This window comes from Phenylobacterium sp. (assembly GCF_030646615.1).
GTDB lineage: Bacteria > Pseudomonadota > Alphaproteobacteria > Caulobacterales > Caulobacteraceae > Phenylobacterium.
Genome location: NZ_JAUSLG010000003.1, coordinates 1 through 25317, shown reverse-complemented (window position 1 = coordinate 25317; position 25317 = coordinate 1). Strand labels below are relative to the sequence as shown.

Genomic DNA, 25317 nt, shown 5'->3' with positions numbered 1-25317 from the left:
TTGGGCGAGCGCCACCAGTCTTGCCGAGTCGTCCGGCGAAAGGCGGTCCTCGGCCCGGCGGTCGTGGAAGCTGTCGCCCAGGAAGATCACCACCTGGGGCTCGAGCGCCGCCACCTCGGCCTCCAGGCGGTCCAGGGTGTCGCGGGTGTCATAGGGCGGCAGGAACTGGCCGCGCATGCCGTAGGCCGAGCCCTTTTCGAAGTGCAGGTCGGCGACGATCAGGGCCTGGTGGGCGAGGTCCAGCAGGGCGCCGGAGGCCCGCATGCGCAGGGCCGCGCCCATGATCTCCATCTCCAGCCCGCCGCAGGGACTCTGGGCGAAGGCATAGGGGGCGGGCGTGCGGGCGAGGGCGGTCATGAACTGGCTTCGGCGATCAGGTCTTCGGCGGCTTCGACCAGGATCATCTCGCCGGCCGCGCCGGGCACCCGCTCCTTGCCGATCTCCAGCAGCATGGGGACCGAAAAGGGCGAGAGGTGGTCGAGAACGGCGTGGCGAATCTTGCCCTGGATACGGGCCAGCATATGGCCAACCCGGGCCACGTCGATAAGGCCAGTGGCCGCATCCTCCCGGGCGCAGCGCAACAGCAGGTGATCGGGCTCGTGACGGCGCAGCACGTCATAGACGAGGTCGGCCGAGAAGGTGACCTGCCGCCCGGACTTCTCGGCGCCCGGGAACCGCCGCTCGATCAGGCCGGCCAGGATGGCGCAGCCCTTGAACGCGCGCTTCATCATGTAGCTCTCGGCCAGCCAGTCCTCGAGATCGTCCCCCAGCATATCCTGGTCAAACAGGGCGTCGAGATCGACCCCGTCCATCGGGTTCAGCGACCACACGGCCAGGGCATAGTCGTTGCAGACAAAGCCCAGGGGCGCGGCCCCCATCCGCTCCAGCCGCCTTGTCATCAGCATGGCGAGCGTGGTGTGGGCCAGCCGGCCTTCGAAGGGGTAGCAGACCATGAAGTGGCGTTTGCCCCGGGGAAAGGTCTCCACCAGCATCTCGTCCTCGGCCGGGATCAGCGAGCGGTCCCGCTGCAGCTCCAGCCATTCGCGCACATCGCCCGGCAGGACGGCCCAATGGCTCTGGTCGAACATCAGCTCGCGCACCCGCTTGGCCAGGAAGGTGGAGAGGGCGAACTTCGAGCCGCCCCAGGAGGGCATCTTGGGATCGCTGGCCGGGGCCGGCGTCACCAGCACGTCGAGCGCCGTCACCCCCATAAGCCGCCAGACCTGGCCGGCGAAGACGAAGGTGTCGCCGGGCTCCAGGGCCTCCAGATAGCCTTCCTCGACCTCGCCCACCTTTCGCCCGGCGCGGCCTCCACGTCCGGCGATCCGGACGCTGAGCACGGCCGGCGAGAGGATGGCCCCCACATTCAGCCGGTGGCGCAGGACGGTGTCGGCGTTGCGCGCCCGCCAGAGACCGTCCTGGCCCTTCACGATCCGCCTGAACCGGTCATAGGCCCGCAGGGCGTAGCCGCCGGTGGAGACGAAATCGACCACCAGCTCAAAGTCCTCCCAGGCCAAGGCCCGATAGGGGCCGGCGGTGCGGATCTCCTCATAGAGGGCCAACGCGTCGAAGGGCTCGGAGCAGGCGCAGCCCATGACGTGCTGGGCCAGGATGTCCAGGGCGCCGGTCCGGGGCGGGTCGCCGTCGAACCGGTTCTCGGCGATGGCCTCCCGAGCGGCCTGGCACTCCAGCATCTCGAAGCGGTTGGCGGGCACGAACAGGGCGCGGCTGGCCTCGTCCATCCGGTGGTTGGCCCGGCCGATCCGCTGCACCATGCGCGAGGCGCCCTTGGGCGAGGCGAGCTGGATCACCAGGTCCACATCGCCCCAGTCGATGCCGAGATCGAGCGTCGAGGTGCAGACCACGGCCCGCAGTTCCCCCCGCGCCATGGCCGCCTCCACCCGGCGGCGCTGCTCGGCGGCCAGCGAGCCGTGGTGCAGGGCGATGGGCAGGGCGTCCTCGTTCAGCCGCCACAGCTCCTGGAAGGCGAACTCGGCCTGGAAGCGCGTATTGACGAAGACCAGCGCGGTCTTGGCCGTCTTGATGACCTCATAGACCTCGGCCATGGCGTGCTGGGCGGTGTGGCCGGCCCACGGCACTCGGCCCTCCGACAGCAGCACATCGACAATGGCCGGCGTCCCGGCCGGCCCCAGAACCAGATCGACCGCTGGCGGGGCGTCGTCGCGCTCGCCCCCGTGAAAGCCCATCCAGCGGCGAATGACGTCGGGGTCATCCACCGTCGCCGACAGGCCCACCCGCCGCAGCTTGGGGCTGAATGTCTGCAGCCGGGCGATGTCGAGCGCCAGCAGGTCGCCGCGCTTGGTGGAATGCAGGGTGTGGATCTCGTCCAGGATGATGCAGGAGAGGTCCTCGAAATAGGCCCGCGCCCCTTCCCAGGCGCAGAACAGGGCCAACTGCTCGGGGGTGGTCAGCAGGATGTCCGGCGGCTTGACCCGCTGGCGCTGGCGCCGCGCCGCGCCGGTGTCGCCGGTGCGGGATTCGGCCACGATGGACAGTCCCATCTCGCGGATCGGCGTGGCCAGGTTGCGCTCCACATCCACCGCCAGGGCCTTCAGCGGCGAGATATAGAGCGTGTGGACGCCCCGCGGCGTGTTGGCCGGCGGCCGCTCAGCAAGCTCGATCAGGCTGGGCAGGAAGCCCGCCAGGGTCTTGCCCCCGCCGGTGGGGGCGATCAGCAGGGCGTCGCGGCGATGCCTTGCGCGCGCCACCATCTCCAGCTGATGGGCCCGGGGCGCCCAGCCGCGCGCGGCGAACCAGTCGGCGAAGGCGGCCGGCAACAGGTCTGCGGGGAGGGCGGCGTCTTCGGCCATAGACCTGCCTCATAGCATGTTCCCGTTCCGTTTCACGGCAAATCCCGCTAGGAGTCGCAGCCGTGAACGCGCTTTCCCCCGCCCTTGATCTGGCGCCTGCCCTGGTGGTCCTGCCGGGACCGCGCGCCGGCGCGGCCGACGCCGAGCGGGCGGAGGTCCTGCGCGCCCCTGACGCCCGGGACCTGTTCGAGCGCGGCCCGGTCCTGGTGGCCCATGCGGCCATGACGGCCAGGCGCCTGGCCCTGCATCCGCCGCAGCGGAGCCCGCGGACCTTCGACGCCCTGGAGCTGTTCGCCTTTGTGCGGCCGGCCAGGTTCTGTGCGCCCTCGGCCGCGGGCCTCGCCCAGACGCTCGGCCTGCCCGAGCCCAAGGGGGCGCCGGCCCAGGCCCGCGCCCTGCGCCAGGCCTGCCTGCTGCTGCTGGAGGAACTGGCGCGAACGCCGCAGCCCAATCGGGAAGAGGCCCTGGCCCAGGCCGAGACCCTGGCCAGAGGCGGTTGGGCCTGGGGCGCGGCGGTGATCGGCGCCCTGCGCTCAGCCCCGGTGGGCAACGCCTTCCGCGGTTCAGGCCTGGATGTCTGGAGCCGCATTGCCGAATGGGAGGATCAGGCGCCGCCCGGGGAGGCGGGCTCCCGTCCCATCGCAGGCCCTGAGGCCGCCCAGCGGCTGTCGGAGCTGTTGCATAGGGCCGGCCTCGACGAGGCTCGCCCCGCCCAGGCGGAATTCGCCACCGAGGCCGCCTACGCCTTCCAGCCCCGGGACAAGGAGGGCGAGCCGCGGATGATGCTGGCCGAGGCCGGCACCGGCATCGGCAAGACCATGGGCTATCTGGCGCCCGCCTCCCTGTGGGCCGAGGCCAATGGGCCGGCGGTGTGGATCTCGACCTATACCCGCGCCCTGCAAAGGCAGATCGAGCGCGAAAGCCACGCCATCTATCCCGACGAGAAGACCCGCGCCCGCAAGGCCGTGGTCCGAAAGGGGCGGGAAAACTATCTCTGCCTCTTGAACCTGCAGGACGCGGTCAACGCCGCCCAGCTGGGCAATGGGGACCTGGTGGGCCTGACCCTGGCGGCCCGCTGGGCCCGGGCGAGCCGGGACGGGGACATGACCGGCGGCGACTTCCCCGCCTGGCTGCCGACTCTGTTTGGCCTGCCCACGCCGATGCAGGCCTCGGCCGCCAATCTGGTGGATCGGCGGGGCGAGTGCGTGCACGCCGGCTGCCCGCACTATCGGACCTGCTTTGTGGAAAAGGCGATCCGCGGGTCGCGGCGCGCTGACCTGGTGATCGCCAACCATGCCCTGGTCCTGACCCAGGCGGCCTTTGACGGCGCCCGGGCGGCGAGGGGCTCCAAGGCCGACAGCGAGACCGCGCATCTGAAGCGCCTGGTGTTCGACGAGGGCCACCACCTGTTCGAGGCCGCCGACAGCGCCTTCTCGGCGGCCATTTCCGGCGCTGAATCCGCCGAGCTGCGCCGCTGGCTGCGGGGGCCGGAGGGCCGGGGTCGCCGGGGGCGGGGGCTGGAGGCCCGGCTGATGGACGTGCTGGGCGACGCCGACGAGGCCAAGCGCGCCCTGCTGGCGGCCCTGCAGGCCGCCGCCGCCCTGCCGGGCGAGGGCTGGTCTGGCCGTATCGCGCCGGCCACCGGCGAGGTGAACCCCATCGGCGCCATCGAGGCCTTCCTCGTGGCCGTGCTGGAGCAACTGCGTGCGCGGGCCGCCCCGTCGGAGGTGGGCATGGAGTGCGCCGCCCGTCCGGCGCTGGACCTGGTCCGCGACACCGCCCGGGAGGCGGCCGCGGCATTGGCCCGCATCGAGGCGCCCCTACTGGCGCTCGCCCGCCACCTGGAGGACCTGCTGGACGCCGAGGCCGCGACGCTCGGCCCCAGCGAACGGGCGCGGATCGAAGGGGCGCTGCGGGGGCTGGATCGCCGGGCGCGGATGACCCTGCCGGCCTGGCGCTCCATGCTGCGGGCCATCGACGAGGACGCCGAGGACGACCCGGACTTCGTCGACTGGTTCGAGGCCACCTTCCTCTATGGCCGGGTGGTGGACGCCGCCTGCCGACGCCACTGGGTTGATCCCACCGAGCCCCTGACCAACGCCGTCATCGCGCCGGCGCACGGGGTGCTGGTGACCAGCGCCACCCTGGCTGATCCCGGGTTGGATGATCCCTTTGCGCTCGCCGAGATGCGCACGGGCGCTGCGCGCCTGCCCGACCGGCCCAAGACGCTGAAGCTCGCCTCGCCCTTCGACTATGCCGCCAACGCCCGGGCCTTCGTGGTCACCGATGTGGGCAAGGACGATCCCCGCCAGGTGGCCGCGGCCATGCGCGAGCTGTTCCTGGCGGCCGGCGGCGGGGGGCTTGGCCTGTTCACCGCCATCCGCCGCCTGCGCGCGGTGCATGAGCGGATCGCCGGGCCCCTGGCCGACAAGGGCCTGGCCCTCTACGCCCAGCACGTGGACGCCCTCGAGGTCGGGGCCCTGGTGGACATTTTCCGCGCCGAGGAGGACGCCTGCCTGCTGGGCACCGACGCCGTCCGGGATGGCGTCGACGTGCCGGGCCGCTCGCTGCGCCTGCTGGTCTTCGACCGGGTGCCGTGGCCGAGGCCCGACATCCTGCACAAGGCCCGCCGGGTCCGCTTCGGCGGCAAGGGCTATGACGACTCCATCGCCCGCGGCCGGATCGCCCAGGCCTTCGGCCGCCTGATCCGCCGGGCCGATGACAAGGGAGTCTTCGTCATGCTGGACGCCGCCGCCCCCACCCGCCTGTTCTCCAGCCTGCCGCCGGGGGTGGAGATCCAGCGCATGGGCCTGGTGGAGGCCATCGAGGCGACGGCGGCCTTCCTCAAGACCGACGCGCCCGGAAGATCCGGCGAGGCGTGAGCCCGGCGCCCTGGACTGGAAGCCAGCCCAGGACGTGGTCAAACCTATCCCGTAGGGGCTGGTCAGAATCTCGCGCTGAGTTCGGCGCCCACGAAGCGGGGCGTTCCGACGGTGCATCGCAGGGCGGTGGAGCCGGTGGCGGCGTTGCGAAGCCCGAAGGGGCCGTCATAGGCCTGGACGAAGATGCTGGTGCAGTAGTCCTCGTCGAACAGGTTCTGGCCGTAGACCGAAAACTGCCAGCGCGCGCTGGGGTCGCTGAGCGCGAGTCTGAGGTTCAGGAGCGAGTAGCCGCTCTGGATGGCGTCAGGATTGTTGCCGTCGCCGCCCACATTCTGATCGGTGACGAAATACAGATCGCTTCGGACCGACCAGCCCCAGCCATTGGGCAGGATGTCCTCAAACTCGACTGTCCAGCTCCCCTGCCATTTGGGCGTCCAGGGCGCGCGTTCGCCGGCCAGATCCTGGGTCCCGCCAAAGCCCGGGAGGTTGGGGGCGTCAGGATAGGACAGGTATTCGGAGTCGAGATAGGCGGCGCGGGCGGAGGTGACGAGGCGCGGGTCTATCCTCCAGCGGGCCTCGGTCTCGACGCCCTGTTGGCGCAGGCTGGCGGCGTTGCGGGTGAGGAAACGAAGCCCGTCCCATGATCGGACCTGAAAGTCTTCGATCTCGGTCCGATACAAGGTCCCGTTGAGGGTCAGGGCGCCGTCCAGCCAGGACGTGCGGGTCCCCAGCTCCCAGTTTTCATTGGTTTCGGGGTCGAACACGCGATCCTGGCCCAGGGGCGTGGTGGAGGCGGCGTTCTCGAATCCGCCGGCCTTGTAGCCGGTCGCGTAGGAGGCATAGACCATGACGTCCGACGTCGGCGTCCAGGTGGAGATCAGCCGGTAGGTGAGCTGGTCGTCCTCGTAGGCCAGTTCGGTGTTTTCCGGGCCTCTCAACAGGTCGGCGGTATTGTTCCGGATCTGATAGATGGAGCCCGTCTTCTCCTCGCTGGTGTAGCGGGCGCCCAGGGTCAGATCCAAGGTGTCGGTCAGATGCACCACGCCTTCCCCAAACAGGGCGACGCTGCTGGCCTCCTGGACAAGACCGTTATGGCCCGCGTCGAGCAGCGGGCCGGCGAGACATCCCGCCAGCCGCGCCGGCAGGGCGTTGCGGATGAACCGATCGCAGTAGTCGAAGCCCAGATCGGTTCGGTCGTAGGTGGTGTAGTCCTCCTCGAAACTGTAGAGGCCGAGCACGAGGTCCAGGCGTCCCCCCATCAGCTCCCGCTCGGGCGAGATGAACTGGAGTTCGTGGGAGATGCTCTGGCTGGTGAACCGGGCGTTGCGGGTGGCCAGGTCGTAGGGCGTCAGAAGCACGTCCCCTTCGGCCTGTTCATTGGTCCAGTCGCGATAGCCGGCGATGTAGCGCGCCCGCCAGCGATTGGCGAAATCCCAGGTCAGGTCGCTGGTCACCCCCACCTGGGTGTCCTTCAGATCCCCCTTCTGGAAATGGTAGAGGCGCTCGTCGAACGGGTCGGAGATGTCGGGCAGTTCGGCCACCTCGGGTCCGGCCCCGTCACGGTCGAGGCGGGCCCGGAAGTTGGCGATCGAGGTCGGCGTCAGGGTGCTGGGGATCAGCTCCGAATGGGGCGCCCCGTCGCCGGCGATGTGCTGGTGATCCAGCCGTCCGATCCAGCGGAGCTGGTCGCTGATGTCCCATCGCAGGCTGGCGCGCACCAGGACGTCCGATCTCTGCCCGATCGGCTCCTGAGCCAGGTCGTTATAGGCCGGCCCATCGGTGCGCGATCCGGCCACGACCAGGCGCGCGGCGAGGGTGTCGCTCAGGGGCAGGTTGCCGATCGCCCGATAGCCCGCCGTATCCCAGCTTCCATAGGAGACCGCCCCTTCCAGGGCGCGTTCGAAGGCCGGCGCCCGGGTGTTGATGCTGATCACGCCCATGGTGGTGTTTCGCCCAAAGAGCGTGCCCTGAGGCCCGCGAAGCACCTCGACCCCCTCGATGTCCACCAGATTGCCCATCAGGGAGGCCGGGCGCGCCACATAGACGCCGTCCAGGAACAGGCCGACGCTCGGCTCGATCCCGCTGTTGCCGGCGCTGCCCACCCCTCGGATCTGGATGCGCTGATTGGCGATCTGGGTGCCCCGGGTGACTTCCAGGCCGGGCGCCAGGACCTTGAGGTCGGCCACCCGCTCGATCTTCGCGGCCTCCAGGGCGTCGCCGCCGATGGCGATGATCGAAATCGGCACGTCCTGGATGTTCTGGGTCCGCTTCTGAGCGGTGACGACGATTTCGTCCACCGTCGTTGAAGGTGGTTGGGCATCCTGAGCGGCGGCGGACCCACCCCAGGCCAGCGCGATCGCGGACGCCGAACAGGCGAACATGCGACGTCGAGTGATCAAGATCACGGCGTTTCCCCTTTTCCCTCAAGCGGTTCAACCGCCGCTCGTTATGGCCAAGGATGGGGAGATCTTGTCCGGCCTGGAAATAGATATGTCTTCCGCGCGGTCATAGCCGTGAGCTATGCCTTGGGGCGGAGGAGGGCGTGTATGGACATTCACCGGCTTCGCCTGGTTCTGGAGATCTGCGAGCGCGGCAGTATCGGCAAGGCCGCCCGGGCGCTGGGCGTGTCCCAGCCCACCCTGAGCAAATCGCTCGCACGGCTGGAGGACCAGCTGGGCCAGGTCCTGTTCCAGCGCGGCCGCGGCGGGTCGGCGACCCCGACCATCTTCGCCCTGCACATCGCCGATCGGGCCCGCGAAATCCTGCGCTGGACCGATCGCCTCGACCGGGAGATCTCGCTGCTGGCCGGCGGCGAGGTGGGACGGGTGCGCATGGGCGTGGGGCCGGGCGCCAAGGCCATCATGCTGCCGCGCCTGGTCACCGAAATCCTGGCCCGCTTCCCGCAGCTGCACCTGGACCTGGATGTGCTGGCGTCCGACGAACTTCATGAGCGCCTGTCCAAGGGGCAGTTCGACATCGTCGTGGGCCATTTCAGCCCGCTGCTGGACTTCCCCGGCATGCATGTCATTCCCCTGTTTGAGGAACCCGGGGCCTCGATCGTCCAGGCTGGACACCCGCTGGCCGGGCGCGAGACCTTGAGCTGGGCCGAAAGCCTGACCTTTCCCCATGTCTCGACCGTCCGCTACACGACCTATGCGGCCTTCTTCTCCGAAGGCCTGCCGCCCGAAGCCGAACAGATCCTCACCACCGTGCGGACCTCGGACATGGAGTGCGCCCGGGCGCTTGTCCTCGAACGGGATTTCGTCGCCCTGGCCTCGCCCTTCATCTTCATGGACGAGATCGCCCGCGGAGACTTCGTGCTCCTGCCCGTGCCCCGGCGTTACCGCTCGGCCTGCTCCATCGCCATCTCCCAGGAGGCGGCGGACTTCCCGGTGATCCGCCAGATCATCGACGCCATCAAACGCTGCGCCACCGACAAGGGGCTGACCTTGCTGTGAGGGCGGGCCGCCTTGATCCGGCGCAAAGGACGTCGAGCGCTATCGTATAAGGTCAGGCGGTATGGAGGAGGACGGCCATGAGCGAGACGATGACCGGCATCAGCCCGAGTTTTTCAGCCTTCCTGTCGGAGGCCCCGGCGCATGCGAAGGCCTGGATGGAGGCCGTCCGGGGCCTGGGGGCGGCGAGCGCGCTGGATGCGAAGACCCAGGCTTTGGCCTATCTCGCCATTCTGGCGGCCCTGGGGCGCGAAAGCGGCGTGCCCTTCCACGCCGCCGAGGCTATGGCGGCCGGCGCATCCCGGGACGAAGTGATCAGCGCCATCCTGGTCGGCCTGCCGCTCGCTGGGCAGGGTGTGATCACCTCACTGCCGGCCGCCCTGGCGGCCCTCGAAACCCCGCCGTCTCAGGCGACGGCCTGATCTGGCCCATCCTAGGTCTGGCCTGCTTTCCGGCCTGCTTTAGAGGCCGAGGCTGTTCTGGATGATGGCGGCGGCCTGCGCGGGCCTGGTGTCGGCCATGTCGACGCAAAGGTCATAGACGACGCCCCGATGGACTCGCGGATACTGCCAGCGCGCGAGACCAGGCATGCGGTCGCTGCGGGCACGCTCACGATCCTCGATCACCTCCAACGGTGCAAAGAGGCCTACGAATTGAGCTTGCCGCTCCCCCAGGAGGCGGCGCGTATCCAATCTCGGCCCGGGCCTCTTGCATCGTGAAGTAGGCGCCGGCCGCGCTCGCGAGCCGGAGGAGGTCTCGTCTTCTCACTGGAGCTGTCTCGTTCCGCAATCGCGTTGGTTCAGGGCTGGCGCCGCACAGTCCGCGTAGTTCTGCCGTTCGCCTGGGCGTCAGCGTACGATAGGCGCGGCGGGCGGCGCCATCCAATGCCGAAGGCCCTTGTGGGGTCCTGCCTAGGGAGCCCGCTTCCTCGCCGGCCCCGGGTTCTGCTCGTGCCCACCGGCATCCATCACGGCGCTCCTTAGCGTTGGGATGGTCGCGTGAAGAAGGACAGCGCGGCTCCCTCATCGAACTCTTTGCTTTGCGACCAGGACGGCATGACCATGACCGGCCACGGGAACTCCGTGCACACGGTGGCGCAGACTTCCTGGTAGCGCTCCCAGAACGAGATAAAACCAGCCAAGCCCGTCCAGCCGTTCGCCTGAGCGATCGGGGTCTGCTCGACGTACGCAGAAACCTTTTCCATCCAGGCTGAGCCACGCCGTTCCGCCACAAACTCCGCATAGTGGGCGCCAGGATCGTCAACTCTGAGCACCAGCAGGCGAGGGTCTGCCGGCGCAACCACCTCTGCCCAGCGGTCGAGATAGGCCTGCATCCGGGGAACGCCCATGCCATTGGCGAACATGAAGCGTATCGTGCTCTGGAAAGCGGTTCCTTCCAGGATCAGGACGCCTTCCTCCTCCCGCAAAAAGCTGGCGAAGGCTGCAACGCAAAGGTCGGGAAACTGTGCTTCAGCTGAACGCCGTCGCAGCGTGGCCGGCAGCACGGGATGGTTCTTGTCTTCCTCCAGCCACCAGCGGGCCGTCACGCCTTGCGAGGTCGCAAGTTCGCAAAGCCGTTCGCCAGCAGCGCTCTTCCCTGACCCGGGAATCCCCTCCACCAGCCAAAGCCGGGTGCCCATCTCTGCGCCTCCTCGTAGCTGACCTCTGGGATAGCCGGGGAACATGACGGCTAAGCTAGCCCGGAACTCTCGTCAGCAATGTCTGGAATCTGGCTGGTCGCTAGCTTCTGGAGTTGGAGCCGAACTGACATCAGCCGACTTCTCGGTGCGTCGGGCCTGCACGTCAGGCCCGCCTTAAGTTGTCCTGGCCAGCCTCATGTTGGGATCGGGCCAACCTTAAATTGCAATCCCCCATGGCGGCCCGGAAGGGACTCGAACCCCTGACCTTCGGTTTAGGAAACCGCTGCTCTGTCCTGCTGAGCTACCGGGCCGGCTTGGGCTTGAGCGATGCCATGGGGCGGGGGGCGGCGCCAAGCCCCCTTTAAAACTCTGGGGTCGCGGCAGGGGCGGAACGAAAAACGCCCGGCGCGCGGGCCGGGCGTCTTGATCGTCTGAAAGCGCGCCGGCTCAGGCGGCGGCCGAGGCCTTCACCAGCAGCGACTTGTTCAGCATGACGATGGCGGCGTCGCGGTCGATCTGCTCGATGGCGGCGACTTCCCGGGCCATGCGGTCCAGGGCCGATTCATAGAGCTGGCGCTCGGAATAGGACTGTTCCGGCTGGTTCTCGGCGCGGTGCAGGTCGCGGACCACCTCGGCGATGGAGATCAGGTCGCCGGAATTGATCTTGGCTTCGTATTCCTGGGCGCGGCGGCTCCACATGGTGCGCTTGACCCGGGCGCGGCCCTTGAGGGTGTTCAGCGCCTGGCTGACCACGTCGCCTTCGGCCAGGGAGCGGAGACCCGAGCTGCGCGCCTTGCCGGTGGGCACGCGCAGGGTCATCTTCTCGTGGTCGAAGGTGATCACATAGACTTCAAGCGAAAGACCGGCGACGTCCTGGGTCTCGATCGCCTGCACCTGGCCGACGCCGTGCGCCGGATAGACGACATGATCGCCAACCTGGAAGTCCAGACCGTTCTTGCTCATTGCGAGACCCTTCAAAATGCGCCGCGATGCCGATCCGGAGTCAGGAAAACGCCGCTCACAGGGACGAACCGATCCACAACGCGGCGGGTGCGCGAAGGACGGCGATCCTTGGAACGGAGTAGACCTCTTTAGACACCCTCGCCCTGGTCGGGCGTTCTCGGCCGGCGACGGCTCTTCTGTTCATCGACGGGGCAAGCGACAGCCGCTTACCTCCACGTCGAGTATGACGATACCATAAAATCGAGCCGAAAGAAAGGCTTGGCGCCGAACCTGCAGGGTCAGGCGCCGCCCCGGGTCAGGAGCCGCGGCCAGGCTTCTCGCTGAAGTACTTCTCCAGCTTGCCGGTTTCGCGTTCGAAAGCTTCGGCGTCGGCGGGGGGATCGCCCTTGACCGTGATGTTCGGCCAGATCCGGGAATATTCGGAATTCAGCTTCAGCCACTTGCCGTCCGGATCGTCCTCGGTGTCGGGCTTGATGGCGTCCACCGGGCACTCGGGCTCGCACACGCCGCAGTCGATGCACTCGTCCGGATTGATGGCCAGGAAGTTCTCGCCCTCATAGAAGCAGTCGACCGGACACACCTCCACGCAATCCATGAACTTACATTTGATGCAGGGATCCATGACGATATAGGTCATCGGGACATAGGCTCCGGTCGCGGCCAACGGGGGCGCGGGGTGTTAGAGGCGCGGGTTTTTCACGGCGCGAGGGCGCCTTGTCAACCTGAGGCCATAGCGCGTCTGCGCGCGTGATGCTGCTCAGTATATCTGCAAGGGTGAATAGAGGGTGCGGGCCTCGGCCGGCGGGCCGCGCCGTTCGCCCATGGCCTCGACGGTCACCGCCGTGACCCGCCCGCCGATGGCGAAGACCAGCTGATCGCCGGGCCGCACGGTGCGCGAGGGCTTGTCCAGGCGGGTCTCCTGGCCCGTTCGCGTCAGGCGCACGCGCTTGCCCTCGACGAAGGCGGCCGCCAGGGTCCGGGTCTTGAAGAACCGCGCCCGCCATAGCCACACATCGATCCGGCAGGTGTCGGGCGCCTCAGCCGCCTCGGGCTTCACGCCACGCCTCCGGCCTGGGGCCTGCGGCGTCGCCGGCGGGGCTTGCGCCGGGCCGGCTCCGCCGCGGGGGGCGGGGCTGCAGCTGCGGCCGGTCGCGCGCCCTTAGGCCCCGGGGCCTGGGGTCTCTGGGCCTGGGGTCTCTGGGCCTTGGGTCTCTGAGCTGGGGGGCGTGGCGCGGGCGGGGCGGTCTTCAGGGCGGCCAGGGCGGCGAAGGGAGAATGGGACGGGGCGGCTGGCGTCTTCTGGGGCCTGGCCTCCAGCTTGCGTCGCCGCCAGGGGCGGGGCCCGCCCATCCTGGCCGGTCCGGCCGGGGCGTAGTCCAGAGCCCGCAGAATAGCCTCGCCCTCCGTGGCGCTCCAGCCCAGCGCAGACCACAGATCCTCAGGCAGGCTTATGCCGCCGGCGTCCCGCGGGGCGGCGCGCAGGCGCTCGTCCAGATCCTCCAGCGCCGCCACGGCCACCGACAGACCGGCCACCGCCCGGTGTCCGTGGGCGGCCAGGCGCCAGGGGGCGGGGATGTCGGCGGGCAGGGGGGAGAGCCCGTCCATGGCGGGGCGCCAGCCGGCCTCGGCGGCGAAGGCCTGGGCGAAGGCCCGCGCGTCGGGCTTCAGCAGACCCGGCATGAACAGGCTGAAGGCGCCGATCCGCACGCCGAGCGCCTTCAGGGCCCGGCGTTCCACCTGGCTCAGGGCGGCGACCTCGTCGCGAACCTGGGCGCGGTCCAGCACGCCCCCCTGCTCCAGCAGGCGATAGGCGATCCCCCGGGGCAGGCCCTTGATCTGGCCCTCGGTGACCGCAGCGTCCAGTTTGCGCAGGGGCGCCAGCCGTCGCCCGGCCTCGGCGGCCAGGAAGGCCTCCAGCCGGCGCTGGGCCCGTTCCCGGGCCGCGGCCTCCCCCAGCTCGCCAAACAGCCGCACCCGCGGCGCAAAGGGCCGGCCGCCGGACAGGGCGCCGACCGCCTCGCCCCGCCACAGGACCACCCCGTCGGGATTGAGCGCAAAGGCCTCATCGCCCTCGGCCGCCAGCTTGCCGAGCCGCCGGGCGATCTCCGGACCCACCGCGGCCACAGCGGCCGCCCGCAGGGCCTTGGTCTCCAGGATCGAGGCGCCCTGGTCGGCCTCGAAGCTGACCCCCAGCAGCCGGCCCACATATTGGCCCTCGACCGTCACGGCCCCATCGCCGCCGACGCCGGCCAGCATTTCGTGGCGGACCCTTAAGCCCCGCATCAGGGCGCTGGTGCGGCGATCGACGAACCGGGCCATCAGTTTTTCGTGCAGGGTGTCCGACAGCCGGTCCTCCAGCTGGCGCAGCTTCCCTTGCCAGCCCGTGGGATCGACCAGCCAGTCCGGCCGATGGGCCACATAGGACAGGGTGCGCACCGACGACAGCCTTTGGGCCAGCGCGTCGATCTCGCCCTCCGGCCGGTCCAGCTGCTTGTGCTGGCGGGCGATCCAGTCGTCGGGGATGCGCCGCCGGCCGGTGGTCAGGTTGTCGAACAGGTCGCGGATCAGGCGCACATGCTCCTCGGCCGAGACCTTGCGGAAGTCCGGCGTCTGGCAGACGTCCCACAGCTTGAACAGCGCCGCGCGGTCCCGGACCCGGGCCGCCACGTCCGGATCGGCCGCCAGCTTGCGCAGGGTGATCTCGTCGAGCGCCTCCTGCGCCAGCCGCAGGCCCGAGCGGTCCGGCGGCCGGGCCAGGGAGCGCAGCAGGTCGGGCAGGGAGTCGAAGTCCAGGCGGGCGTTGCGCCACTCGGCGCCGGTGACGGCCTCGAACTGGTGGTTCTCCACCGCCTCGACCAGGTCCTCGTCCATCTCGTCGCAGTCGCCGGTGACGCCGAAGGTCCCGTCGGTGCGGAAGCGGCCGGCGCGGCCGGCGATCTGGCCGATCTCCTGCGGGGTCAGCCAGCGATTGCGCCGCCCGTCGAACTTGCGAAGGCCGGCGAAGGCCACATGGTCGACATCCATGTTCAGGCCCATGCCGATGGCGTCGGTGGCCACCAGGAAGTCCACCTCGCCCGACTGATAGAGCGCCACCTGGGCGTTGCGGGTGCGGGGGCTGAGCGAGCCCATGACCACGGCCGCCCCGCCCCGCTGGCGGCGGATCAGCTCGGCGATGGCGTAGACCTGGTCGGCGGAGAAGGCGACGATGGCGCTGCGCCGGGGCAGACGGGTCAGCTTCTTGGAGCCTGAATAGGTCAGGTTGGAGAACCGCTCGCGGCTGACGATCTCGGCGTCGGGCAGCATGCGGCGGACCAGGGGCGCCATGGTCGAGGCGCCCAGCAGCATGGTCTCGTACTTGCCCCGGGCGTGCAGCAGGCGGTGGGTGAAGACATGCCCCCGCTCAGGGTCGGCGCAGAGCTGGATCTCGTCGACAGCCAGGAACTCAACCTCCCGCGACAGGGGCATGGCCTCGACGGTGCAGACGAAATAGACCGCCCGAGGCGGGACGATCTTCTCCTCGCCGGTGATCAGGGCGACGGACCTGGCGCCGCGCAGCTTGACGATGCGGTCATAGATTTCCCGGGCCAGCAGCCGCAGCGGCAGGCCGATCATGCCCGAGGCATGGCCCAGCATGCGCTCGACGGCCAGATGCGTCTTGCCGGTGTTGGTCGGCCCCAGCACCGCCACCAGGCGGGACGGCGCCGCACCTGAGGGGCGGTCACTCATGATCTGAAAGGTGGGGCTCGAATCGCTCCTCGGCAAGCGTTGCGGGAACGCGGCCAGCGCCATGCCGTTGGTTCGGTATCACAAGCTCGAAGGAGTACGTCCTGTGACTCGTCTCATGGTGGCTGCGCTGGTCTATCCCATGGTCCAGGCTGTCCTTTTTGGCGTTGGCCTGATCGCCGCCCTGGTGCTGGCGCCGGCTCTGAACGCCCAGTTGTCCATCCCTATCGTGGTGGTGGTCACCGCGCTCATCTCCCTGCCGCTCAGCTGGTTCATCGCCCCGCGCATGATGGTCCGCTACCAGCGGCGACCCACCGCGCCCTGAGGGCTTTGGCCCCTTGGCCATCGGCGGTGACCCAACTCGTCCAGGAGTTGAGGACTCGCTTGGCGGAAGAAGTCGATTAACTTCCGTTTGTTAGGCTTAGCCCATGACGAGGGTTGAGCCGATCGCGGGGGTTGCGCGGGCCAGGAGGCCTGTGGCGTTTCGCCTGGGCGGTCTGCTGCGCGCCGCCCGCCTGCCGGCCGTGGCGACCGGCTGCGCCCTGGGCGGGTGGCTCCTGGCGCGGGAGTCCTTCGCTGGCGTGGTGACGATCACCGCCGCCCTGGCCTTGCTGGGCGTCCTCCTGGGCGAGCAGATCGTCCTGGCGAGACTGGCGGGACGGGTCCTGGGTGAGCGGGCTGGAAGTCTGAGCGAGGTCATCGCCATCGCGGCGGCGCGCCTTGAGGCCCTGGACCACCGCACGACCTATGCCCATCCGGTCACCGGCCTGCCCACCCGCGAGCCGCTTTGCGAGACCATCGCCGCCGACATCGCGACGGGCGCTCCGCCCCGCCTGATGGGCGCTATCCGCTTCGTGGATTTCGACCGTCTGGCGGGCTTCGACCACGCCCTGGCCAATGGGGCCCTGGCGCAGTTCGCCCGCCGTCTGGTCGCGGTGACCCAGAACGGCCGCATGGTCGCTCAGGTCGATCGCGACTGTTTCGCCATCTGGTTCGCCGCCGCCGATCTGGAAGCCGCCCAGGCGGAGTTCCAGGCCATCGCCTATGTGGCGGGCCATGAGCTGGACATCGACGGGAGCCGGCTGACCCCGACCATCGAGATCAGCGCGGTTTCCTTCCCGCAGGAGGGCCAGGACGGCCTGGCGCTGCTGCTGCGCGCCACGGCGGCCCTGTCGCGCCCCGAAGGCGGCGAGGGCGGCGAGATCCGTCTCCTGGCGCCGCAACCGGTGGAGGCGGCCCGCGAACAGTTCATGCTCGAACAGGACCTGGCCCAGGCCATCGCCGAGGACCAGCTGACCATGGTCTTCCAGCCGGTGGTCGATCTAGCGGCCGGTCGGATGATGGGGGCCGAAGCCCTGTTGCGGTGGGACCATCCGGTCCTGGGACCTGTCTCGCCGGCCCGGTTCATCCCTGTGGTCGAGGCCCTGGGCTTAAGCGAACGTTATGGCCTGTGGGTCTTGAACACCGCCTGCCGCGAGGCCCGCCGCTGGGCCGACGAGGGCGCCTCTGGCATGCGGGTGGCGGTCAATCTCTCGGCCCGCCAGCTTCTCGATCCCGGCCTGAAGACCAAGATCGAGCGCACGCTGGCCCGCCACGGCCTGGGCGCCGAGGCCCTGGAGCTGGAACTGACCGAGACGGCCACCATGGCAGACGCCGAACGCACCCACCATCTGTTCGGCGAACTGCGCGCCATGGGGATCAGCCTGGCGGTGGACGACTTCGGCAGTGGCTATTCCAGCCTGAGCTATCTGAAGAACCTGCCCTTCGACAAACTCAAGATCGACCGGGAGTTCGTCGCCCAGATCGATCAGCGCAGCGACAGCCGCGCCATCTGCCGCGCCCTGATCGAGCTCGGCCGGGGCCTCGACCTGCTGGTGCTGGCTGAGGGTGTCGAGACCGAGGCCGAGGTCGCCTGTCTCCGCGGACTGGGCTGCCATGTCTTCCAGGGCTACCACTTCTCAAAGCCCCTCAGCGGTGAGGACTTTCTGGCCCTGGCGGCGGACCCACGCTGGCGAGACCGACTGAACGTCGCCGCCCGGCGGCCGCCCAACCTGCTTCCCCAAAAACGTCATGCAGAAGAGCTGACCCTATGACCGCGCTTCCCCTCCCTCGCCCTGGGCGGGTCCTGGCGGCCGCCGCCATCCTGTCCGCCGCCCTGGCCGGCTGCGCCACCGCGCCCACTGAACCTGCGGCGACCGCGCCTCAGTCCGATGGCCGCTCCTGGGGCGAGATGAAGCCGATCCCCAATCCGACGGGCGCGCAAGCCTCGTCCCCGCAGGAAGCCGCCGCGCCGGCCCAGCCCCGCCGCGCCGCCCCGACGCCGACTCCCGCCACGCCGCCGCCAGCGCCTGCGCCCGCCAAGCCCTCGGTGGACAAGGCCCGCGCCGGCCAGTTGCGCGCCCAAGGTCTGGTGGAGCTTAACCGTGGCGAAGTCCAGAAAGCCGTCAGTCTGCTTCGCCAAGCCCAGCAGCTGGATCCCGACAACGCCCTGATCACCCGAGACCTGCAGCGGGCGGTGCGGATTCAGAGCGCCGTAAGCAACCGCCGGTGACTTAGGAATCCTGCGCCCAACCTCATCTTAACCTCACAACGCTAAGGCTGGCGCAAGGTTAAGCCGCCCAGGCGGTGAAGCAACGCCGGGGCGGCGACAGGATGAGTGGGAATCGGGCGATGACTCTGGTCGGTCGTTATGAGCTGGTGGAGCGGATCGGCGAAGGCGCCATGGCCGAGGTCTGGCGCGCTCACGACCCCGGCATCGATCGCGTCCTGGCCATCAAGATCCTGAAGCCGGAGTTTCGGCGCATCCCGGAATATGCCGCCCGCTTCCTGCGCGAGGCCAAGGCGGCAGGCGCGCTCGCCCATCCCTCCATCGTCACCATCTATGATGTGGGGGAGGTGGACGGCTATCCCTACATCGCCATGGAGCTGCTGGATGGCGATCCCCTCGATGTTGTGCTCGCTCGGGAAGGTCCCCTGGACGACGAGCGAGTCCTGGCGATCGGCGGGCAACTGGCGGGCGCCCTGAGCTACGCCCACCTGTCGGGCGTGGTGCACCGGGACATCAAGCCCTCTAACATCATGCTGGCCGCCGACGGCCGCTCGATCAAGATCCTCGACTTCGGCATCGCCCGGGTGGCCGAGGCCAGCCGCGATGAGACCGACCGCGAGCACCTGAAGACCCAGATCGGCCAGGTGCTCGGCACGCCCCGCTATATGAGCCCCGAGCAGGCCCTCGGGCAGGTGGTCGATGGCCGCTCGGACCTCTTCTCCGTCGGCGTCGTGCTCTATGAGCTGGTGACCGGCAGGGCGGCCTTCTCGGGCTCCAGCGCCGCCACCCTGGCCCTGCAGATCACCCAGCAGAACCCGCCCCCCATCACCGACCTGGCGCCAGGCTGCGCCGGGGGCCTGCGCTTCATCATCGAGAAGCTGCTGGCCAAGCGGCCGGAGCGCCGCTTCGTGGACGGCGCCGACCTCAAGCGGGCCATCGATCGGGAGATCAAGGCCCATGAGGCGGTCAATGCCGACGATGCGGCCCGGGGCCGCTACCTGCCGCTGCAGGTCCGCCTGACCCTGGCCATGGTGGCGGTGACCGCCATCGCCCTGGTCTTCAGCATCAACGCCGTTCTGGATCGCCAGTACCGGGCCATGGAGCAGATCGCCCTGGCCTCGGGCTCGTCCATCGCCGCCTTCGTCGCCAGCAACGCCGCCCTGCCGGCGGTGGAGAATTCCGCCGCCCCACCGGCCGAGCGGGACTGGACCCCCATCCAGGCCTTCATCGCCGCGGCGGCCAAGGATCAGTCCGTCCGCTGGATGACCATGGTGGACGCCGAAGGATTCATCCGCGGCGCCAGCGATCCGTCCCTCCTGGGGCGACGTTACGAAGCGCCGGTCGGCGAAAGCGTCGTCCATCGGGGACGCGACGTGGTGGTCACCGACATCAAGCTGGACGCCGACCAGCCGGGCTTCCGCTTCGTCCATCCCATCCTCTATGCCGACCAGCCCTTTGGTCTGATCGAGGTCAGCATCAGCAAGGCCGAGCTCGAAGCGGCCGCGGCGACCTCGCGCAATCTGATGATCGGTCTGGCGGCGGTGATCCTGGGGGTGGTGGCCGGCATCAGCTTCACCATGGCCCGCCTGATGACCCTGCCGCTCCGCCGGCTCAAGCAGGGCCTGCGGGACGCCGCCATGGGCGACCTGGACTTCCGCATCTCGCACCGCCGCCGCGACGAGTTCGGCGAGCTGTTCGACGGCTTCAATCGCCTGGCTGCGGCCCTGCAGGAGCGTTTGCTGGCGGCTGAGCGCCCGGCGGGCCGCCCGCGGGCGGTGGACGCCACCCAGATCATGCCCGCGCGCGAGCCGGCGGTTCGCCCGGCCGCCGAGGCCCAGGGCACGCCCTTCGATCCCAGCTGGCGGGCGAGCGGCTAGGTCATGTTCATCTGCCGGCTCTTTCACTACGACCGTCCGTTCGAGCAGATCGAGGCCCGGCTGATCGCCGAGGGCCAGACCACGGTGGGGCGCGATCCCGCCGCCGACTGGTCGCTGGTCGATTCGCAGGGCGTTCTGTCGCGCATCCACTGCACGCTCTCGGTGGAGGCTGGCCGCCTGTTCCTCACCGACAGCAGCACCAACGGCACCTTCCTTGAGGGGGGCGTCCGGGCGCCGGTCCATGAGCCGGTCGAGCTTCGTCCCCGCCAGAGCATCCGCCTGGGGGATCTCAGCATCCTGGTCGACCAGCCGCAGGGGGCGACCGTCGATGCGACCACCCTGCACGGCGCCCTGGATATTGCGCCGACGCCGGTGCCCCGGGACTGGTCTGACGCCCCGCCCGCCCCCCGGCCGCACCGGGACGGCTCCCTGATCGAAGCCTTCTGCGCGGGCGCGGGCCTGGACGCCTCGGCGCTTTCGGGCGAGGAGCCGCACGAACTGATGACCCGCATCGGCGCCATCTACCAGCAGACGGTGCTCGGCCTCGCCACCCTCATGGCCGACCGCGCTCGGGTGAAGAGCGAGGCGCAGCTCGACCGGACGACCCTGGGCGCCCAGGCCAATAATCCGTTCAAATGGACGCCGACCCGAAGGCTCGCCCAGGATCTGCTGTGCGGCGCGCCCGCCGGATTCCTTGCGGACTCGGAGGCGGTGCGCGCCTCGTTCGAGGACCTGGGCCGCCACATGGCGGCCATGGCCCAGGGCGCCAACGCCGCAGCCAATCTGGCCGTCCAGACCCTGTCGCCCGAGGTCATCGACGCCGAGGCTCGCCGCCAGGGGAGCCTGTTGAAGAGCCAGCAGGCCCTGAGGTGGGAAATCCACAATCAGCGCCACGCCGCCCTGGCCGCAGCCGAGGACCCGACCGGCGGGCCCCTGCGCCACGCCTTCGTGGAGGCCTATCGCCAGGCCGCCGGCAAGTCGGACGCCTGAGGCCATGAGCCCCGCCCGCGACCTTGACCGTCTACGGTTTCGTTCGGCCGCGCGCTCCCACGCGGGCCTCCGGCGCGTTCTCAATGAGGATCGCCTGCTGGATCATCCCGACGAGGGCCTCTGGGCCGTGGCCGACGGCATGGGCGGCCACCGATCCGGCGATGTCGCCGCCGCCCGGGTGGTGGAGGCGCTCGGCGCCCTGGACGCCTCGGAATCCGGCTTTGGCCGCCTGAACGACCTGGTGCGGGCGGTCTCGGAGGTCAATGCGGCGCTCTTCGCCCAGTCCGGCGAAGAACCAGGCGCGTCCCCCAGCGGCGCCACCGTGGTGGCCCTGCTGGCCCATGAGCGCCACTTCGCCTGCGTCTGGGCGGGAGACAGCCGCGCCTATCTGCTGCGGGACGGGACGGTCGCCCCGATCACCCGCGACCACAGCCTGGTTCAGAGCCTCATCGACAACGGACAGATCGCCGCCGATGAGCGCCGTCGCCACCCGGAGGCCCACATCATCACCCGGGCCGTGGGCGCCGCCGCAGAGATCGACCTGGAACGCCGCTTCGCCCCGATCCAGCCCGGCGATGTCTTCCTGCTCTGCTCAGACGGCCTGACGGCCTGTGTCGAGGATGAGGAACTGGCGGGGTTCATCGATCGCCCGGACCTCGACGCCGCCGCCGAGGCGCTGCTGGCCGCGGCCCTGGCGCGGGGCGCGCCCGACAATGTGAGCTTCGTGCTGGTGGCCGCCGAGGCGCCCGACAAGGTGACCTTGGGACAGGATTGACCGAACGCCGGTCTTGCCGGACGGTCCGCGGCGATCGCATCGGCGGTCGAGCTGAACGGGACCTCCGCCATGTTTCGATCCCTGGGACTCCTGGCCCTCGTGGTCGCCACGGCCTGTCTATCAGCCTGCGCCAGCGACATTCCCTATGCCGAGCTGGAGGCCCGCTATGGCGGCGAGGCCTCGCACTACATGGATCTGCCCGGCGACCTACGGGTCCACTATCGCGACCAGGGAAACCCCCAGGCCGAGATCACCCTGGTCATGGTCCATGGCTTCGCCGCCTCCCTGCACGCCTGGGAGCCCTGGGTGGAGCGGCTTGGCGAGGACTATCGGCTGGTCAGCCTGGACCTGCCCGGCCACGGACTCACCCGCGCGCCGGCCGGTTATCAATCAAGTCCCGAGGCCCAGGTCGCGGTGGTGGACGCGGTTGCGACTCGGCTGGGCCTCCCGCCCTTCGTCCTGGCCGGCAACTCCATGGGCGGCGGCGTGGCCTGGCGCTACGCGCTCGCCCATCCGCAGAAGGTGCGCGGCCTGGTCCTGGTCAACGCTGCGGGCTGGCCGGCAGCGGCGGTCGACGGCGAGGCTAACAGCCGGCCCCTGGTCTTCAAGCTGCTGGAGACCCCCGTGGGCCGCAGCCTGCTGCGCAACCTCGATCCGCGGCCGCTGGCAGGCCGTGGTCTTCGCCAGGCCTATGGGGACGAGACCCTGGTCACGCCGGAGCTGGTGGACCGCTATGTGGCGCTGGCGCGGGCGCCGGGCCACCGGGCCATCCTGACCGATCCGCGTCGCCGCAGCGGCGCAGAGCCCGTGACCGGGCAGAGCTTCGCCGCCATCGCCGCGCCGACCCTGGTGATGGTCGGCGCCCTCGACCAGGTGATTCCCGCCGAGCGTGGGGCGGGCTTCGCGCAGGGGATTCCCGGGGCGCGGCTGATCACCTATGCGGATGGGGGCCACGTGCCGATGGAACAGCTGCCCGACCGCACGGCGGAGGACCTGCGGGTGTTTCTGGACAGCCTGACGCCCGCGTCTTGAGGGCGCGGGAACGCGGCCAAAACAAAGCGGGACCGAATCGGCGACAGGGCCTGATTCAGCCTTTGTTCCCTACTAAATATTGTAGCTCACTGGCGTGGGGCCACAAGCGTCGCCTCTGGCGCTGGCTGCGACGGCGCAGGCGGCGGGCGGGATCGGACGACCTGCACAGACAACGACCGCTTCGCCTTGACGGGGCGGTCGGCTTTCGCCTATATCGCCCGCTCTCTTGTGCGGACCCGTTCCGCGCACTTTTTGGTTTCCACGCGAAGGTTGAACACCATGTCGCGCCGCTGCGAACTCACTGGCGTTGGTCCGATGGTCGGGCACAATGTCAGTCACTCGAATATCAAGACCAAGCGCCGGTTCCTGCCGGCCTTGTCTCCGGCCACCCTGCAGTCCGACGCGCTGGGCCAGTCCTTCCGACTGCGCATCAGCAACGCGGCCCTGCGGACCCTCGATTTCCGGGGCGGTCTGGACACCTTCCTGGTCAAGGCCCGCGACGAGCAACTCTCGCCGCGCGCGCTGAAGATCAAGCGTCAGCTGAAGGCCAAGCTCGCCGAAGCCAAGGCCGCCGCCTAAACAGCGGTCGACCTGACGTTGATGATGAAAAGGCCGGTCCCTCGGGGCCGGCCTTTTTCGTCTGCATCGCTGCTGGCTTGCAAGTCGCCTCAGGGCGTCCAGTCGAAGGCCAGCAGGAGCGTGCGCTGGCTGGCGCTGAAATTGTCGTCTGACAGGATATAGATCCGGTAGCCGCCGCCCGGCCGAGGGACGAAATCCACGCCCTCGAAATTGTCCACGGTCAGCGGCTTGGCCATCTCCATGCGCGCGACCTCGCCGGCCGTCCCGGTGATCGTCAAGACGATGCGGTTGCCCCTCAGGGGATCCCAGGCGCGCAGCAGATAGGCGCTCTGGTCGCCCGGCAGCCGCCGCATCGCCACCAGGCCGAAATCCGCGCCCTTGTTCACCTTGGCCCCTGGCGTGCAGACCGTGGTGATCCGGCATGTCCAAATCTCGCCGGACTCTTCGCCGCCGGCCACATAGGCGTCTGGACCTCGTTCCGGATCGGCCGCCAAGGCCTCCAGACCGCCATTGAGGGGGAAGTCAGCGTCAGGCGCCGGAACTGCCCTGGGCGGGCCGCCGCTGGCCGGATAGAGCCAGATGCGCGCCTGCCGCTCGAAGCTCACAAGCCTGTCGCCATTGGCCAGAATCGCCAGGCCCTCGGCGTCGGACATCTCCTTGTTGGGCAGGGGCTGTCCATCCAGGCCGCTCAAGGGGCGAAGGGTGACGTCGGAAAGGCCGGCCAGGCGATCGTCTTCAAAGACCAGCTGGCCCTCGATCAGGTCGCCCTCGTCGCTGATGGCGGTCAGCCGGCCTCTAGCATCCACCACCAGGTCCGAGAGGCCGTGGAATCGGGCCGTCTCGGTCGACGAGAGCTGGAGCCCGCCAGCATAGACGAAGCCGCCGATGGCGCTCTGGCCGGGCGCTTCGGGATTCAGGGGGACGGGAACGGCCTGGACGGCGATCGACGATCCCGCGGCCATCGGCGCGGCGGGCAGGGCGCTGGGGGCCGGGGCGCAGGCGGCGAGCCCCGCCAGGGCGATCAGGGCGCCAAGACGGGGCAGGGGGCTCATGCCAGGGCTCTCCGGACTTCCTTGAAGGTTGACCCTCGGCCGGGGCCGGACGGCCCCTGCGTGCTGGGCGGGGGCTGCAGCAGGTTGGCGGTGGCCCGGGACGACTTGCGAATCTCCTCGTCGAACAGCTCGGCCAGCTGATCGACGATGACGCCGGCCAGCTGCTCCACATCGACGATGGTGACGGCCCGGCGGTAGTAGCGGGTGACATCGTGGCCGATGCCGATGGCGATCAGCTGCACCGGGCTCTTGGTCTCGATCTCCTCGATCACCTCGCGCAGGTGGCGTTCGAGATAGTGGCCGGAATTCACCGACAGGGTGGAATCATCCACCGGCGCGCCGTCGGAGATCACCATCAGGATGCGGCGCTGCTCGGGCCGGCCCATCAGGCGCTGGTGCGCCCACATCAGGGCTTCGCCGTCGATATTCTCCTTGAGCAGACCCTCGCGCATCATCAGGCCGAGATTGCGCCGGGCCCGGCGCCAGGGGGCGTCGGCGGCCTTGTAGATGATGTGCCGCAGATCGTTCAGCCGGCCCGGCTGCGGCGGCTTGCCGGCCTTCAGCCAGTCCTCGCGGCTGGTCCCGCCCTTCCAGGCCCGGGTGGTGAAGCCCAGGATCTCGGTCTTGACCCCGCAGCGCTCCAGGGTGCGGGCCAGGATGTCGGCGCAGACGGCGGCGACCATGATCGGTCGGCCGCGCATGGAGCCGGAATTGTCGATCAGGATGGTGACGACAGTGTCGCGAAACTCGGTGTCCTTCTCCTCTTTGAAGGAGAGCGGGGCGGTAGGATCGATGATCACCCGGGTCAGGCGGGCGACGTCCAGCATCCCTTCCTCCAGGTCGAAGGTCCAGGAGCGGTTCTGCTGCGCCATCAGCTTGCGCTGCAGCTTGTTGGCCAGGCGCGCGACGACGCTCGACAGGCTGGCGAGCTGCTGGTCGAGATAGGCCCGCAGGCGGGTCAGCTCCTCGGC

The 25317-nt window shown here is 69.5% G+C and carries 21 protein-coding genes, 1 tRNA gene and 1 pseudogene; 11 read left to right on the top strand and 12 right to left on the bottom strand.

Translation table 11 applies throughout. From position 1 onward, the window contains the following. Both Q7S93_RS00525 and Q7S93_RS00520 read right to left on the bottom strand, forming a co-directional pair. Positions 1-357, bottom strand: a pseudogene (locus tag Q7S93_RS00525) (ligase-associated DNA damage response endonuclease PdeM); the annotation flags it as partial. Continuing rightward, positions 354-2831, bottom strand: coding sequence for a ligase-associated DNA damage response DEXH box helicase (locus tag Q7S93_RS00520; protein WP_304711549.1), 2478 nt, complete (start codon positions 2829-2831; stop codon positions 354-356). The pseudogene Q7S93_RS00525 and the gene Q7S93_RS00520, both read right to left, overlap by 4 nt. A 62-nt stretch (positions 2832-2893) precedes the next feature. Here Q7S93_RS00520 and Q7S93_RS00515 point away from each other — a divergent pair, with 62 nt between their 5' ends. Further along, positions 2894-5713, top strand: coding sequence for an ATP-dependent DNA helicase (locus tag Q7S93_RS00515; protein ID WP_304711548.1), 2820 nt, complete (start codon positions 2894-2896; stop codon positions 5711-5713). Positions 5714-5775: 62 nt separating this feature from the next. Here the strand turns inward: Q7S93_RS00515 and Q7S93_RS00510 are convergent, their stop codons facing one another. Next, on the bottom strand, positions 5776-8118 hold the full coding sequence (locus Q7S93_RS00510) for a TonB-dependent receptor (RefSeq protein WP_304711547.1): 2343 nt from the start codon (positions 8116-8118) through the stop codon (positions 5776-5778). Between the two features lie 141 nt (positions 8119-8259). Here Q7S93_RS00510 and Q7S93_RS00505 point away from each other — a divergent pair, with 141 nt between their 5' ends. Together Q7S93_RS00505 and Q7S93_RS00500 are read left to right on the top strand one after the other, a co-directional pair. Further along, on the top strand, positions 8260-9171 hold the full coding sequence (locus Q7S93_RS00505) for a LysR family transcriptional regulator (RefSeq protein ID WP_304711546.1): 912 nt from the start codon (positions 8260-8262) through the stop codon (positions 9169-9171). A gap of 77 nt (positions 9172-9248) precedes the next feature. After that, the gene (locus Q7S93_RS00500) at positions 9249-9590 is read left to right on the top strand and encodes a carboxymuconolactone decarboxylase family protein (RefSeq protein ID WP_304711545.1); all 342 of its coding nucleotides are present in this window, start codon (positions 9249-9251) and stop codon (positions 9588-9590) included. A gap of 39 nt (positions 9591-9629) precedes the next feature. Here Q7S93_RS00500 and Q7S93_RS00495 read toward each other — a convergent pair whose 3' ends face one another. The 7 genes from Q7S93_RS00495 to Q7S93_RS00465 all read right to left on the bottom strand — a co-directional run bounded on the left by Q7S93_RS00495 (position 9630) and on the right by Q7S93_RS00465 (position 15496). Next, the gene (locus Q7S93_RS00495; RefSeq protein WP_304711544.1) at positions 9630-9860 is read right to left on the bottom strand and encodes a phosphotransferase-like protein; all 231 of its coding nucleotides are present in this window, start codon (positions 9858-9860) and stop codon (positions 9630-9632) included. Between the two features lie 287 nt (positions 9861-10147). Further along, positions 10148-10807, bottom strand: a complete 660-nt coding sequence (locus Q7S93_RS00490; RefSeq protein ID WP_304711543.1) for a hypothetical protein — start codon at positions 10805-10807, stop codon at positions 10148-10150. 234 nt (positions 10808-11041) lie between these two features. Next, positions 11042-11118: transfer RNA gene (locus tag Q7S93_RS00485), tRNA-Arg, on the bottom strand. Between the two features lie 136 nt (positions 11119-11254). Beyond that, the gene (locus Q7S93_RS00480) at positions 11255-11770 is read right to left on the bottom strand and encodes a CarD family transcriptional regulator (protein ID WP_300577693.1); all 516 of its coding nucleotides are present in this window, start codon (positions 11768-11770) and stop codon (positions 11255-11257) included. Positions 11771-12065: 295 nt separating this feature from the next. Further along, entirely contained in the window at positions 12066-12407 is a 342-nt protein-coding gene (fdxA, locus tag Q7S93_RS00475; protein ID WP_304711542.1) for a ferredoxin FdxA, read from the bottom strand. Positions 12408-12527: 120 nt separating this feature from the next. Further along, positions 12528-12827, bottom strand: a complete 300-nt coding sequence (locus Q7S93_RS00470; protein WP_304711541.1) for an RNA-binding S4 domain-containing protein — start codon at positions 12825-12827, stop codon at positions 12528-12530. Then, positions 12824-15496 carry a helicase-related protein gene (locus tag Q7S93_RS00465; protein WP_304711540.1) on the bottom strand — a complete coding sequence of 891 codons (2673 nt, stop codon included), beginning with the start codon at positions 15494-15496 and terminating at the stop codon, positions 12824-12826. Before Q7S93_RS00465 ends, Q7S93_RS00470 begins: the two co-directional genes overlap by 4 nt. Before the next feature lie 103 nt (positions 15497-15599). Here Q7S93_RS00465 and Q7S93_RS00460 point away from each other — a divergent pair, with 103 nt between their 5' ends. The 8 genes from Q7S93_RS00460 (at position 15600) to rpmB (ending at position 23294) form a co-directional block, all read left to right on the top strand. Then, positions 15600-15818, top strand: a complete 219-nt coding sequence (locus Q7S93_RS00460) for a hypothetical protein (RefSeq protein WP_304711539.1) — start codon at positions 15600-15602, stop codon at positions 15816-15818. 151 nt (positions 15819-15969) lie between these two features. Next, positions 15970-17586, top strand: a complete 1617-nt coding sequence (locus Q7S93_RS00455) for a putative bifunctional diguanylate cyclase/phosphodiesterase (protein ID WP_304711538.1) — start codon at positions 15970-15972, stop codon at positions 17584-17586. After that, positions 17583-18044: a hypothetical protein gene (locus Q7S93_RS00450; protein ID WP_304711537.1), complete on the top strand. Its 462-nt coding sequence runs from the start codon at positions 17583-17585 to the stop codon at positions 18042-18044. Before Q7S93_RS00455 ends, Q7S93_RS00450 begins: the two co-directional genes overlap by 4 nt. A 119-nt stretch (positions 18045-18163) precedes the next feature. Continuing rightward, the gene (locus Q7S93_RS00445; protein WP_304711536.1) at positions 18164-19918 is read left to right on the top strand and encodes a protein kinase domain-containing protein; all 1755 of its coding nucleotides are present in this window, start codon (positions 18164-18166) and stop codon (positions 19916-19918) included. 3 nt (positions 19919-19921) lie between these two features. Further along, positions 19922-20908 (top strand): type VI secretion system-associated FHA domain protein, encoded by a 987-nt coding sequence (locus Q7S93_RS00440; protein ID WP_304711535.1) that lies wholly within the window; start codon positions 19922-19924, stop codon positions 20906-20908. Positions 20909-20912: 4 nt separating this feature from the next. Further along, complete coding sequence (locus Q7S93_RS00435; RefSeq protein ID WP_304711534.1) at positions 20913-21683, top strand: PP2C family protein-serine/threonine phosphatase; 771 nt, start codon at positions 20913-20915, stop codon at positions 21681-21683. Positions 21684-21752: 69 nt separating this feature from the next. Further along, a complete protein-coding gene (locus tag Q7S93_RS00430; protein ID WP_304711533.1) occupies positions 21753-22715 on the top strand; it encodes an alpha/beta fold hydrolase in 963 nt (320 codons plus the stop codon). Positions 22716-22994: 279 nt separating this feature from the next. Then, positions 22995-23294, top strand: coding sequence for a 50S ribosomal protein L28 (gene rpmB / locus Q7S93_RS00425; RefSeq protein WP_300577723.1), 300 nt, complete (start codon positions 22995-22997; stop codon positions 23292-23294). A gap of 89 nt (positions 23295-23383) precedes the next feature. Here the strand turns inward: rpmB and Q7S93_RS00420 are convergent, their stop codons facing one another. After that, positions 23384-24346, bottom strand: a complete 963-nt coding sequence (locus Q7S93_RS00420; protein WP_304711532.1) for an esterase-like activity of phytase family protein — start codon at positions 24344-24346, stop codon at positions 23384-23386. Beyond that, positions 24343-25317, bottom strand: a 975-nt coding sequence (locus Q7S93_RS00415) for a cobaltochelatase CobT-related protein (RefSeq protein WP_441339422.1), incomplete at its 5' end; no start/stop codon positions are given. The genes Q7S93_RS00420 and Q7S93_RS00415, both read right to left, overlap by 4 nt.